The sequence below is a fragment of the Dellaglioa kimchii genome, from assembly GCF_046115505.1.
GTDB lineage: Bacteria > Bacillota > Bacilli > Lactobacillales > Lactobacillaceae > Dellaglioa > Dellaglioa kimchii.
The window spans coordinates 151,118-164,993 of record NZ_CP170736.1 but is presented as its reverse complement, the minus strand read 5'-3'; the positions used below and the strand labels follow the sequence as shown (position 1 = coordinate 164,993).

Annotated in this window: 14 protein-coding genes; 4 read left to right on the top strand and 10 right to left on the bottom strand. The window is 34.0% G+C overall.

Annotated elements, in window-relative coordinates; all coding sequences use genetic code 11:
- Positions 1 to 3: 3 nt before the first annotated feature.
- Entirely contained in the window at positions 4 to 1,137 is a 1,134-nt protein-coding gene (locus tag ACE83Q_RS00770) for a YbbR-like domain-containing protein (protein ID WP_409022242.1), read from the bottom strand.
- Positions 1,134 to 1,976: a diadenylate cyclase CdaA gene (cdaA, locus tag ACE83Q_RS00765; protein ID WP_409022241.1), complete on the bottom strand. Its 843-nt coding sequence runs from the start codon at positions 1,974 to 1,976 to the stop codon at positions 1,134 to 1,136. The genes ACE83Q_RS00770 and cdaA overlap by 4 nt, the downstream gene beginning before the upstream one ends.
- Positions 1,977 to 2,132: 156 nt before the next feature.
- Between cdaA and ACE83Q_RS00760 the strand changes: the two genes are divergently transcribed.
- Positions 2,133 to 2,789, top strand: a complete 657-nt coding sequence (locus ACE83Q_RS00760; protein WP_409022240.1) for a DUF1361 domain-containing protein — start codon at positions 2,133 to 2,135, stop codon at positions 2,787 to 2,789.
- A 35-nt stretch (positions 2,790 to 2,824) separates the two neighbouring features.
- Here the strand turns inward: ACE83Q_RS00760 and ACE83Q_RS00755 are convergent, their stop codons facing one another.
- Entirely contained in the window at positions 2,825 to 4,942 is a 2,118-nt protein-coding gene (locus ACE83Q_RS00755) for a cation:proton antiporter (RefSeq protein WP_409022239.1), read from the bottom strand.
- Positions 4,943 to 4,962: 20 nt separating this feature from the next.
- Entirely contained in the window at positions 4,963 to 5,862 is a 900-nt protein-coding gene (gene murB, locus ACE83Q_RS00750; protein WP_409022238.1) for a UDP-N-acetylmuramate dehydrogenase, read from the bottom strand.
- A 189-nt stretch (positions 5,863 to 6,051) separates the two neighbouring features.
- On the opposite strand from murB, the gene ACE83Q_RS00745 reads away from it, so the two are divergent.
- Positions 6,052 to 6,585, top strand: coding sequence for a 3'-5' exonuclease (locus tag ACE83Q_RS00745; RefSeq protein ID WP_409022237.1), 534 nt, complete (start codon positions 6,052 to 6,054; stop codon positions 6,583 to 6,585).
- Between the two features lie 81 nt (positions 6,586 to 6,666).
- Positions 6,667 to 7,140: a glutathione peroxidase gene (locus ACE83Q_RS00740; protein WP_409022236.1), complete on the top strand. Its 474-nt coding sequence runs from the start codon at positions 6,667 to 6,669 to the stop codon at positions 7,138 to 7,140.
- 50 nt (positions 7,141 to 7,190) lie between these two features.
- Here the strand turns inward: ACE83Q_RS00740 and tsaE are convergent, their stop codons facing one another.
- From tsaE to ACE83Q_RS00725, 3 genes are read right to left on the bottom strand one after another with little or no spacing between them, the layout of a single operon-like run.
- The gene (gene tsaE / locus ACE83Q_RS00735) at positions 7,191 to 7,646 is read right to left on the bottom strand and encodes a tRNA (adenosine(37)-N6)-threonylcarbamoyltransferase complex ATPase subunit type 1 TsaE (protein ID WP_409022235.1); all 456 of its coding nucleotides are present in this window, start codon (positions 7,644 to 7,646) and stop codon (positions 7,191 to 7,193) included.
- A gap of 16 nt (positions 7,647 to 7,662) precedes the next feature.
- A complete protein-coding gene (pta, locus tag ACE83Q_RS00730) occupies positions 7,663 to 8,652 on the bottom strand; it encodes a phosphate acetyltransferase (protein WP_409022234.1) in 990 nt (329 codons plus the stop codon).
- Positions 8,653 to 8,667: 15 nt separating this feature from the next.
- A complete protein-coding gene (locus ACE83Q_RS00725) occupies positions 8,668 to 9,348 on the bottom strand; it encodes a uracil-DNA glycosylase (protein ID WP_409022233.1) in 681 nt (226 codons plus the stop codon).
- A 126-nt stretch (positions 9,349 to 9,474) separates the two neighbouring features.
- On the opposite strand from ACE83Q_RS00725, the gene ACE83Q_RS00720 reads away from it, so the two are divergent.
- On the top strand, positions 9,475 to 10,341 hold the full coding sequence (locus ACE83Q_RS00720; RefSeq protein ID WP_409022232.1) for a Cof-type HAD-IIB family hydrolase: 867 nt from the start codon (positions 9,475 to 9,477) through the stop codon (positions 10,339 to 10,341).
- Between the two features lie 217 nt (positions 10,342 to 10,558).
- On the opposite strand, the gene ACE83Q_RS00715 is transcribed toward ACE83Q_RS00720, so the two are convergent.
- The 3 genes from ACE83Q_RS00715 to ACE83Q_RS00705 all read right to left on the bottom strand — a co-directional run bounded on the left by ACE83Q_RS00715 (position 10,559) and on the right by ACE83Q_RS00705 (position 13,876).
- Positions 10,559 to 11,521: a zinc-binding dehydrogenase gene (locus tag ACE83Q_RS00715; RefSeq protein ID WP_409022231.1), complete on the bottom strand. Its 963-nt coding sequence runs from the start codon at positions 11,519 to 11,521 to the stop codon at positions 10,559 to 10,561.
- Between the two features lie 181 nt (positions 11,522 to 11,702).
- A complete protein-coding gene (locus tag ACE83Q_RS00710; RefSeq protein ID WP_409022230.1) occupies positions 11,703 to 12,440 on the bottom strand; it encodes an amino acid ABC transporter ATP-binding protein in 738 nt (245 codons plus the stop codon).
- A complete protein-coding gene (locus ACE83Q_RS00705; RefSeq protein WP_409022229.1) occupies positions 12,440 to 13,876 on the bottom strand; it encodes an amino acid ABC transporter substrate-binding protein/permease in 1,437 nt (478 codons plus the stop codon). Before ACE83Q_RS00705 ends, ACE83Q_RS00710 begins: the two co-directional genes overlap by 1 nt.

The window sequence follows — 13,876 nt, the reverse complement described above, 5'->3', positions numbered from 1 at the left end:
TAATTAATTTAATGCGTTCGTTGATTCACTTGAACTACTTGAACTATCAGAACTTGTCGATGAAGACGAAGTAGCACTTTCACTACTTTCTGAACTGGTCTCAGAGCTCGTCGACGTCTGATCAGTTGTTGTTTCACTACTTTCAGTTTTTGATGCTGCTGTTCCACCAGAAGCATCAATTTTTACTTTAACAGATTCTGGATTTGATGAAATTAAATTATTCTTATCCAAATCGATACTAATTGTTTTCGTAACGGAATCATTAATCTTATTAATTGGTACCACAACATCAATTTTACTTAATTTGCTTAAGGTTGATTCTGTACCCGTTACCGTTACTTGTTTTGTATCACTTGAAAACTTGTACGTCTTCCCAGATACGCCAGTTCCACTTGAAACAAAATTCAAAGGTAATTTTTTAGTGGTTTTAGTACTCTCAACCGGTATTGTAACACCGACTGTTGATGGGGTCATGACGACATTTAAAGTTTTACCATTTACATCTAAGGCCTCAAGTAAGACTTCTTGTGAAATTGTTGACTTGATCTGATTGCTGCTGACATTTACTTGTGCAACCACTTCTGAAATAGCATTCACATCGCCTTCCGCACCTGATGCAGAAATCGTATTATTATCTAAAACAGGCGTCCCACTCTTATACCCTTGCGCTAAACGACGTTCATTAAATTTCACCTGAATAGGGAATGTCGTTGTCTTACGTTTTTGTATATTAACGGAAATCGTAGCGGGATTAATTTTATAACTAATTTCTTTGTTTAATCCTTCTGCTTGTAACTTAACAACATGTTTTCCAGGATTTAAACCCTTTAAATCAGCGAACACTCTAAAGTTTTGTGTATTCACAGTTGTTGTAATTAAAGCGCCAGGACCGTCCAATGTTAATTTTACATTTTTAGGATATCCAGTAATAAAGTATTTATCACTATCGGCCGTAATTTGTAGGCCAGCCTCAATCGTTTTTGATTCATTTGCAACTAGACTCGTTGTTTTTGAATCGGAAAAATTATTTGTATTTGCTAACTGATCATAATTAACATAAACAAATAATAAAATTGCTAAAATTAAAGAGGTTCCAATAAAAAATGAGCGACTATTAAAAAATTTATTTAGATTCATTTTTTATCCCCCTTACGCCCGAAATGTTCAAAAAATTCCCAGAAAGGGTTGTTCTTTTTAGGTTCATCATCTTTAATTAATTCAGTATTCAATAATTTAAGGTAATCTTCTTGTGATAAATCACGAATAAGTTCGTTATTTCGCGTAATTGTTACTGAACCTGTTTCTTCTGACACAACAATCGTAATTGCGTCGGTTACTTCACTGATACCTACTGCAGCACGATGCCGAGTTCCTAATTCTTTTGGAATTAAGTTACTTTCAGATAATGGTAAGTAAGCCGCCGCAACAGCTATTTTATTATCTTTAATAATTACCGCGCCATCATGCAATGGTGTATTGGGAATGAAAATATTGATTAATAATGCACCCGTAATTTCAGCATCTAATGCAATTCCGGTTTCAATATAATCTTCCAATCCAGTGTTCATTTGGATAGTAATTAATGCTCCAATTCGACGTTTTGACATATATTGAATAGCTGAGTCTAGCCCAGCAATCATATGTTCTTCGTCTTTGTTTTTCTGTTTACCTCTTGAAAAAAACGATCCACGACCAAGATGTTCCAATCCACGTCTTATTTCCGGTTGGAAAATAACAACCATGGCGATAACACCCCAATTGATAACTTGATCCATAATCCAAGATACAGTTTGTAGCCCAACGACCACACTAATTAGCTTAATCACAACAATAATTATGATTCCTCTAAAAAGTTGAACCGCTTTTGTTCCTCGTAAAAGTACCATGAGTTCATAAACAACAAACCAGACAACGATAATATCTAGTATATTGACCATATGCCCCCACGTTACAAGACCACCCCAGTTAATGGACATCACTCGGCCTCCTCTATTTTATTAACCGTTTTATTATACCACGTTGTTAGATTTGTTTCCTCATCCCGCCATATTTTCTATTATCTACCAGATTATTAATTTGATTTCATCTCATTTTTTGCTACACTGAAGTCACTATAGAAAAGGATGACCATTATGATAAATACAAATGTAAAGCACGGTATCAGATTATTTTTTATATGTTACTTAATTATTATTTACTTATTCGTTTACAACCAACAATCACCTTTTAATTTTTTACTCTTAAATACATTTTTAGGTTATCTGCCAATTGAATTAGCTTTTCACATCAAAGATAAATTATCAAATACTTATTTTTGGCTGTTAACAGCAGCTTGGCTATTCTTTTATCCGAACGCGCCTTACCTATTAACTGATCTTTTTCATTTAAGCTTACTGCATCCCTATGACATAATGACAGGATTAATTAAATTAGATATTCATATGTGGCTAAACTATACTTATTTATTGGTAAGTACCTTATCATGTACGTTACTTGCACTCGTTGGATTTTCTCAAATTGCCGACCAAATTAAAGAACGACTACACTTAACACCTTATTATTTTCGTTATGTCGTTATATTTGGCCTAACTATTTTGTCATCTGTCGGTGTCTATATTGGTCGTTTTTTAAGATTACACACTGTATACCTACTAACATCACCAAAATTAACATTAAAATTAATTGCCGATATGTGGACAATTAAAATGTTAGCTTTTGTCGTTTTACTAACAATAGTCCAACTGGTTATTATCATTTGCTTAGAAGTCTATAGAAAAACAATAAAATAGGTGTAACTCGCATATATTGCGGGTTACACCTATTTTTAGTCCTCTTCAGAAAGCATAATAACATTTTCAGAATAATTAATATATTCACGTAAACTTGACGCTAATGACCACGTAATATAGCCTCGTTCCATCAATTCCTGCATCGCAGAACGTTCAGCCGCAATAGCCTTTAATCTAAGCTGGTAACTTTGTTCCTCAGATTCGGCTTGATTAATATTTTTGGTCCGTTTTAAGGTTTCGATACGATTACGATAATAAACAATCAAATGATACATAGCTTGCTGCTTAAATTGTTGATTGCCATCATCAGATTTTTTAACATACGTTGATAGTGCTTTAATAGCTGCTTTTGCTAAAGCTTTTTCTATATTTCGTCGTTCATAAACCATTTTTAATTCTTTTTCAGAATAGAGTGTCCGTCTCACAACCTTACCTAATTGAACAAAGGCATGATTAATATTTCTAACCGTTACAAATGAGATTTTCCGATTATTAATTTGACCTAATTTCGCTTTTTGTTTCATAATTTTCTTATTAATAATTGAATAGTTTTTATTACTAATAGCCTGCTTTAATCTCATTTTATCTAATGCTTCGAGTTCTCCATCTAAAGCAATTCGCCTAATGTCTGCTTCTTCCTCAACAATTTGGCGTAATCGTTCATCATCCTGATCAGAAAACTCAAGTCGACGAATCATAAATTGATATTCTAAAATTAATTCATAGGCAACTTTTTGATTAGATTCTCGTCGTTCAGACTCCAAGCGACTAATAGCAACTCGCATAATATAAATACGAGCTTGTTTTTCATTGAACTGCGTATCTCCGCTATCACTAGTTATGATAGCATCCTCATCTTCAACTAAAGTAGCATCAGGAACCTCATTACTGGTTTTCATTATTCCTTTTTCTTTAGTTAAAAGAGGTAATATCAAAATTGCGGCTACTAAACTTAAAATAATCACGCCACCAGCAATAAATAACATTAATGAACGCTCTGGAAAAGCAGCACCTGTTTTTATTATCGTTGGGACTGTTAACACACCAGCCATTGTAATTGCACCACGAACACCTGAAAATCCTGATATTAACGCAATACGCCAACTTGGCTTTGCCTTATTTTTTGATTTATTTTTCTTAGAAATTAATAACATATTAATATACGTCCAAACAACACGAATCACGACTAAAAAGAGCCAGACGACAAAAACATCAATAATAGCCGAAAGAGTACTACTATTGTTATCTTCTAATGTCTTTGACATCGCAATTGGTAATTCAATTCCAAGAATAATAAACACAAATCCATTCAGGAGATAAACCACAATTTCCCAGGTTTTTTCAGTTACTAACTTAATTTCAGGTAAGTACGTCGCGAAAGTATTCTTACGCATACTAGAGATAACACCAGCGACAACTACCGAAATAACACCAGACGCATGTAAAAATTCTTCAGTAAAAAGAAAAATAATGAAAGGTGTTAAAATTTGTAATATCGTATTAAAGACGACATCATTAATACCCTGCCTCATTAAAAAATCTCGTATTGTTGAAATCAGTAACATTAAAACCGCTCCTGAGATAAAACCAACAATCGCAATATACGTAAAATCACCAAGGGCCTGTCCAAATGAAAAATAGCCAGTAACCGCAGCAGCAATCGCATATTTAAAGGCAATTAGTCCACTTGCGTCATTAATTAAACTTTCACCACTAACCAAATTTAAAATATTACTTGGTAATTTTGCTTTTTCAGCAATCGATTGCACAGCAACTGGATCCGTTGGTGACAAAATAGCTGCCAGTGCGAATCCAACTGCTAATGGCATTTTTGGAATCAAAAGATGAATGAAAAATCCAACTACCACAGTTGTTAAGAAAACCAATAATATGGCATTCGCAAAAATGGAACCTCTTAATTTCCACAATTCACGTTTTGGAAATTTTCGACCATCATTAAATAATAGTGGCGCAATAAAGAGTAATAAGAACCAATCTGTTTCTAACTCAATAGAAACTTTAAAAATTAAGGCAACGACAAAGCCTAATGCAATCTGGATCAATCCAACGGGTATTGAAACCAGATAATGACTGATAACATTTGATAGTAAAACAAGTGCAGCTAAAACAATAACCGATTCAAGTAGCGGCATTTACCATCTTCCTTTCTACTTTAGTCTTCTCCGATAATTCTAACTTCCGTTTCTAATCTAACCTTAAATTTTTCCCACACAACGTTTTGAACATGCTTAATAACATCCATATAATCTGTTGCAGTAGCGCCGTCTACATTAACAATAAACCCGGCATGTTTCTTTGATACTTGTGCGCCACCAATTTGGTAGCCTTGTAACCCAGCTTCGTGAACTAGTACACCAGTATAGTGTCCATCAGGTCGCTTAAAAACACTTCCACATGATGGGTACTCTAAAGGTTGTTTAGATGCACGTAAAAAGTTAAACTCATCCATTTTTTCACGGATATCATATTTATTACCTTCTTTTAATACAAAGGTTGCTTCTAATATGATGTCATTATCATCTTGAATTTGACTATGACGATAGTCAAAGTTCATTTCTTCGTTAACTAGTGTTTTCACATAACCAGTACGTGTAATAACACTAACTTCACTCAATACCTGGCTGATATCACCATCATATGCACCAGCATTCATAAATACGGCACCACCAACACTCCCAGGAATCCCAGCAGCAAATTCAAAATTAGTCAAGCCAGCTTGGTAAGCTTCTTCTGTTGTTTCAATAAGTGAGGCACCAGCTTGCGCTATAATTTTCGTCCCAGATACAGCAATTTTATCCATATCCGTTAAAATGATTACAAGTCCACGAATACCGCCATCTTTCACAACTAGATTACTCGAATTTCCTAAAACAGTTAAAGGAATACCATTTTCATTGGCTGTATTCACCAAAATTTTAACATCTGACACTGTATCTGGAAAAGCTAAAAGATCAGCCATGCCTCCCGTTTCAGTATTTGTATATTTAGCAAGTGGTTCATTTTTTAAAATTTTAATAGATGGAAATAGTTCTACAAAAGTGTCAATTATCATTATTTACTCGATTCCTTTCAACATTTAGCAATTCCTTCTAGTTTAACACGTTCAATGTTTATTTTTCTATTTTAACGCACAAACAAGCGACTTTTAATTGTATAACCTAACTGTTATACTTTATTAACATTATTAGACCGAGTATTTTAATAACCTTGTCAGTCATATCGAATTAAAAAGGAGTTAATTATGAATTTTGTTACAATGGATTTTGAAACTGCTAATAACCAGCGTCATAGTGCCTGTTCAATTGCTTTAACAGTTGTTCGAAATAATCAAATCGTTGATGAATTTTATTCACTTATTAAACCGGAAACACCTTTTAATTGGCGTAATGTTCAAATTCATGGTATTCACGAAGAAGACGTTGAATTTGCACCAAAGTTTCCAGAACTATGGTCACATATTTCACCACTTTTCCAGAATAATAGTTTAATCGTGGCGCATAATGCCCCCTTTGATAATAGTATTTTGCATAATACATTGGGTTATTATGGATTAGAGACACCCCAATTTTTATTGTTAGATACGGTTAGAACAAGTCGTAAATTATTTCCAGAATTTCCAAACCATAAATTAAATACGGTTTGTGACGAATTGGGAATCACGTTAACAAATCATCACAATGCCTTAGATGATTCCGTTGCTTGTGCCAATATCTTACTCTATCAAGAACACGAATTTGGACAAGAAATTTTAAAACCATTTGTGAAGCCAGCATAATCAAATTTAAGCACATTAATAGGGCTACTGTTTAAACTGTTATATGATGACCGTAATCAAACCAAATTTGGGGGAATTACAATGTCAATTTATAATTATCAGGTTACACTAGAAAATGGTGAAACTTATTCATTAGAAAAGTACAAGGGTCACCCTTTATTAATTGTTAATACAGCCACTAAATGTGGTTTTGCGCCACAATTTAAACAATTAGAAGAATTATATGAGGATTATCAAGACCAAGGATTAGTGGTACTTGGTTTTCCATCGAATCAATTCCATCAAGAAGTCGATGATGATGCGCAAGCAGCAGCTACCTGTCGTATGACATATGGCGTTAGTTTTCCAATGCATACCATTCAAAATGTAAATGGAGAAGATGCGTTACCACTATTTAAATACCTGACTGATGAAACGCAAGGCGTGTTGGGTAGCTCAATTAAATGGAACTTCACTAAATTTTTAGTCAATCGTGATGGACAAGTTGTTAAACGTTATGCACCTAAGACTAATCCTTTAAAGATGAAACCAGAAATCGAAAAATTAGTTAAATAAAAACAAGTTAGCTGATACCCCCATTTAGAGGCTATCAGCTAACTTGTTTTTTAGTTTAAATGGGCCAACATATTATCATATTGTAATCCATTACTTTCTAATTCGATAGTACGTAAATTATCATCATGATCATCTTTCAATAATGTAATTTTTAACCAATCATTTGGTAATTCATCCTGAATAAATTCAGACCATTCAACAACACTCACACCATCAGAATTAAAATATTCATCTAACCCTAAATCTGCGCCGCCCATCCCTTCAAGTCGGTAAACATCCATATGAAATAACGGCAAACGGCCCTCACGATATTCTCTCACAATTGGAAATGTTGGACTTTTAACGTTCCGCTTGATCCCTAACCCAACGGCTAAGCCTTTAGCAAAAGTTGTCTTTCCAGCGCCTAAATCACCATCCAACAATAGAATCATATTAGGTTCAACAAGCTGTCCAATTTTTTCGGCAATTTTTTGCGTTTCTTCTACAGAACTAACTTCAATATTCATTAATTATCTCACCATTTCATTCTAAACTTTGCGCAGCTGTAATAATACCAACCTTGTAAATTTCTTCTACGTTAGCACCACGAGATAAATCTGAAACTGGTTGATTTAACCCTTGTAAGATAGGTCCGATAGCTTCAAATCCACCTAAACGTTGTGCAATTTTGTAGCCAATATTTCCAGATTGTAATTCAGGGAAAATGAAAACATTTGCTTGTCCTGCAACCTTTGATCCAGGTGCTTTTTGTTCACCAACACTCGGTACAAAAGCAGCATCAAATTGTAATTCGCCATCAATCGCTTCATTTGGTGCTAGTTTTTGTGCAATTTCAGTTGCTTCTGCTACCTTTGATACCTCTGGTGCTTTAGCTGAACCTTTAGTTGAAAAACTAAGCATTGCTACTTTGGGATCAATATCAAAGAGACGAGCCGTCTGAATGCTTGCAATTGCCATTTCTGCTAATTCTTGAGCAGTTGGATTAATACTGATCGCAGCGTCAGAAAATAAATACTTTTCTGTATCATTATTTCTAGTCATAATAAAGGCACCACTTGTCCGACTCACGCCTGGTTTCGTTTTAATAATTTGTAATGCAGGTCGAACGGTATCTCCAGTAGCGTGAACAGCTCCAGAAACCATCCCTTCAGCTAATCCCATGTAAACGAGCATTGTACCGAAATAATTAACATCGCGTAACATTTCTTCAGCTTGTTCAGGTGTATTTTTACCCTTACGGCGTTCAACAAAGGCTGTTTTCATCTCATTAAAATCTGTTTCAGAATATTGTTTAGGATCAAGAAATTGTACACCGATACCATCAAGAGTTAAATCGAGCTTTGTGGCTAACTCTTTCATTTTTGCAACATCCCCCAATAAAATAGGTTCTGCCAAATTATCTTCTGCTAATTTAACGGCTGCTCTTAGAATACGTTCTTCTTCCCCTTCAGGAAAAACTATTTTAATTTTTTTACTTTCAATTTTGCTTTTCAAACTTTCAAATAATGACATATCATTTCCTCCTAATTAAGTGTTACTAGGTAATTGCCAGTTAATTGGTGGCAATCCCTGACTTTTTAAATTTTGATTTATTTGTGAAAATGGTTTTGATCCAAAAAAACCGCGGTAAGCAGATAACGGACTTGGATGAGGTGATGTTATCACAATATTGTGATCTGTATCAATTAATTTAATCTTATCTTGGGCTGTCTTCCCCCATAAAACAAAAATAATTGTCTGTGAGGATTCGGATAATCGTTCAATCACACCATCTGTTAATAATTCCCATCCATGATTACGATGAGAATTAGCGGCGCCATCTCTTACAGTCAAGACTGAATTTAACATCAAAACACCTTGCTCCGCCCAACTCTTCAAATAGCCATGATTAGCTGGTGGAATTCTTAAATCTGTTTCCAATTCTTTATACATATTCCGTAAAGAAGGTGGAATTTTTTCTCCTGGTAAAACAGAAAAACTCAACCCATGAGCTTGATGCTTTTCATGATAAGGATCCTGTCCCAATAAACAAACTCTAACGTCAGAAAATGGGGTCAGTTCAAAGCTTTCAAAAATGCGATTTTTTTCCGGATAGATCGTCTCATTTTGATATTCATTATCAATAAACGTTTCTAAATCAGCATATTTAGATTTTGCAAGCTCTTCGGTCAAAATGGGTTGCCAATCATTATCGACATTAATATTCATTGTCTAACACCTCACAGATTAAGTTTACCATATTAGTGAATACAAAAATAAATGATTTGATTAAAATATTGAGCGGTTTCATGTTAAAATGAAACCAGTAAATAAGATTAGAGGAGTGTTGAATTTATGATAAAAATTATTGCATCAGATATGGATGGTACTTTACTAAATGATCAAATGGTGATTTCAGAAAAAAACGCCGATGCGATTAAACAAGCACAAGCATTAGGAGTCCACTTTATCGTTTCTACTGGCCGTGGCTATACTGAAGTTAAACCTTTAATTACAGCAGCCGGGTTCAATAGTCCAATGATTACATTTAACGGCGCAGAAGTTTTAGATGAAAATGGTAAAACACTTAGTACAACACCTATTTCAAAAAAAGTTATTCAAACTTTAGTTCAAACATTCAAAAAAGAAAATTTTTACTTTGAAATGACAACCTCGAACGGTGTTTATTCTGATAATCGTGCAAACCGTATTCAAAATGTAGCGCGTCTAATCTCTGATACAAATCCAGATACACCATTTAAAATGGCTGTTTCATTAGCTGCAGCTCGTCTTGAATTAATGAATATCAATTACGTTGATGATTACCAAACAGTCATCGATGATTCAAAAATTGATATTTTTAAATTAATTGTTTTTAGTATGGATGGTCAAGAAGAATTACTCCCTTTAAAAGCAAAAATTGAAGAAGAAGACTCACTTGTTGTTACCTCTTCTGCGCCAACTAACCTTGAAATTAACAATGTAAATGCCCAAAAAGGGATTGCACTCCAAGCTTTTGCTAAAGAACTCAATATCCCAATGTCAGATGTTATGGCAATTGGAGATAACTTAAATGATGTTTCTATGTTAAAAGTTGCAGGCGTCAGTTACGCCATGGAAAATGGCCACGACGAAGTAAAACGTATTGCCAATCATTCAGCAAAAACAAATTCTGAAGATGGTGTTGGTTTAGCTATTCTTGAACAGTTAGCTGAAAAATAAATCGATTGAGACTAAAAAGTGTAATTAATTAGAAAAAATAAGTCTATAAAAACTGTTGTTGGTAGTAGTTTAAAAACTATTACTAGTAACAGTTTTTTTACAACGACAAAAAAACAAAAGTCATAAGACTTTTGTTACGTGATCAATCAGTCCTGTTACTCTCCAACTACCAATTATGAAACCCATAATACATTGCTAACCGATTTGGTACTTATCTTTATTCAGTTGTTAGTAACACGATTACTTTCCCAAAACTATCTTGATTTTGTAAGTAAGCATGCGCTAAAGGAACTTCACTTAGTTTGAAGATTTTTTCTGGTTTCACATCAACATCATATTTTGAAATGTAGTCCAACAGATCATTCAATTTATCCTGACTGACATTGTCAGAGTAAAAACTAGTGAGGTAACTATTTTTCTCGATATCTATAATCGGATCAAATTCTTCTAAAAACCATTTACCTCCTAATTGTCCCGTACTACATAAAATGCCTCCTTCGTTTAAATGTTGAAAACTATCTTTTATAGTGGCAGGGCCAATTAATTCTAAAATTTTGTCATACTTCTTTTCAGTCTCTAATACACCAGTCTTATCTATTATTACATCATTAAAACCAGCGGACAATAATTGCTCATTTTTTGCTTGGCTCCGACTAGTACCATCAATTACAATATCAGGATATCTGGCCTTCAATAATTTAAGAAATGAAATACCTACTCCACTTGTGGCGCCTCGAACTAAAATTTTATCTTTTTTTGTAATTTTTAAGTTTTTCATTGAACCAAATGCCGTATAGTACGTTTCAGGAATAGTCGCAAGTTCTTTCCAAGATATATTTGTTGTTATTGGATAGATTTGGTTATTTGGCAATGCTACATATTCAGCATAGCTGCCATCAAATGCGCGTCCCATTTCTCCCATAATGGAAATAACTTTTTTTCCCACTGGTAATCTTTCAGGATCGCTCGTTTCTTCAACAACACCCACACATTCAATGCCTAAAACCCTAGGAAACAAAACAGTTGGCGATTTTCCTTCTCTCGTAAAAATCTCCGATCTATTGATACCAAACCCTTTTATTTTAATTAGGGACCAGTTAGCTTTTATTTTAGGTAAATTTACCTCTTTGTAAATAAGCTTATCTGTTCCTCCTGCTTCATTAACAACAATTGCTTTCATAATTTTACTCTTCTCCTTTGCTAAAAAGCTTTTTTTCAATTCAAATCATCGTAAACATCCTAATTTTTAGTAACTATACATAAAAAATCCTAACCACCACGCAAAGTGATTAGGATTTTTTACAATACTTGCCCACCAATAATTAATGAAAGGCCGAAAAATCTAATTAATTTGCATTTTTTTATGCATTTAAAACTTTGTTTAAGAAATCTTTTGTTCTATCATTTTGAGGATTACTAAATATTTCATCTGGTGTACTACTTTCTAAAATGTAACCATCAGCCATAAAGACCACACGATCAGCCACTTCTTTAGCAAAACCCATTTCATGTGTGACAACAACCATTGTCATACCATCCCTAGCAAGTTGTTTCATGACATCTAAAACATCCCCAACCATTTCTGGATCAAGTGCAGACGTTGGTTCATCAAATAACATAATATCTGGTTTCATTGCAAGTGCGCGTGCGATTGCGACACGTTGTTTTTGACCACCAGATAACGAAGCAGGTGCAGCATCTGCCTTATCACTCAAACCAACTTGGGCTAAAAGACGTTTTGCTTCCTTAGTTGCTTCTTCTTTTGTTTCTTTTTTTAATTCAACAGGCGCTAAAATAATATTTTCAAGAACGGTTAAATGTGGAAATAAATTAAAATGTTGAAATACCATGCCAATATTTTGACGAACAACATTTAAATCAGTTTTCGGATCACTAATATCATGCCCCTCGATAATAATTGAACCGGAAGTTAAATCTTCTAATTTATTTAAACAACGTAAAAAGGTACTTTTTCCAGAACCGGAAGGTCCGATCATGCAGACAACTTCTTTTTCTGCAACTGAAATATCTAACCCCTTCAAAACTTCATTTGAACCATAGTTTTTTTTCAAATTTTTAACTTGAATTTTAGCTGCCATTATTTAATCTTCCTTTCGACTAAATTAGATAACCACGTTAATAACGTTATGATAACGAGATAAATCACCGCAATAATTAACCACATCTTGAATCCTTCAAGGTTTCTTGCGATTATAATTTTACCTGTTTGCGTTAATTCTAAAATACCGATAACAGATAAAATTGACGTATCTTTCAACGTAATAATGAATTGATTAATAAACGACGGAATCATAATCTTAATTCCTTGTGGCATAATGACTTTCATCATTGCTTTTCCATAAGGTAATCCTAAACTACGAGCAGCTTCCATTTGACCATTATCAACTGCCTTAATTCCACCTTTTACAAAGGCCGCTGTATATGCACCTTCATTTAACGTTAACGTTATAATACCTGCCACAAAAGCTGGAATCTTGCTCCCAGTTAAATTAGGAATACCAATGTAGATAAAGAAAGCTAATACGATTAGTGGTAGACCACGGAAAATGTAAATTAATGTACTTGAAAGCCCATTAAGCCATTTATTTGGCGCAACACCCATCATACCTAAAATAATCCCTAAAACTGTTGCACAAACAATAGCCACAATCGTTAATAGCATTGTTTGTTTAAACCCTTCTAATAATGAGCCACTATTTGTTTTCAATAAACCTAAAATTGTTCGAGAATCTTTAGAGTTAGCATTTTTTGCGTTCGTTCCAGTGTACTTATCAACAATCTTTTTATATTCACCGTTAGCTTTAAGTTTCTTTAGCCCGGCATTAAATTTTGTTATTAATTCTTTATTCTGTCCCTTTTTAACGGCGAATCCATATTCACCTTTTTCATATGTTTTACCAACTACTTTCATTTCAATACCATTCTTAACACCATATGCTAATACTGGTTTATCATCAAAAGTCGCATCAGAATTTCCTGTCACAACATCGTCATACATATTGCTTGAGTCATCAAAAGTTGTCGTCGTAATATTATATTGCTTTTTAATTGAGTTTACGTATTCCCCAGCAGCTGTACCAACTTTAATGGCTACCTTTTTCCCTCTTAAATCATCCAAAGATTTAATTGAACTGTTTTTACCAACAGCCATAGCTACTCCAGCGTCATAATAACTATCTGAGAAATCAAATTTAACACGACGTTCTGCAGTTATCATCATACCAGCCATAACCCCATCAATTTGGTTAGCATCTAATGCTTGAACTGCTGCATTAAACCCCAAGGCTTTAATATCAACTTTAAAACCTTCCTCTTTAGCAATTGCTCGCATCAAATCCATATCAATACCAACGTATGATTTACCATCTTCTGCTTGATATTCAAATGGCGCATAAGTTACATCAGTCCCGATTGTATACGTCTTTTCTGCTGCGTTTACTTGATTACTATGTAAAAATAATACAAATCCACATGCGACCATGATTGCCATGATCATTGACTGCCATTTTTTCAT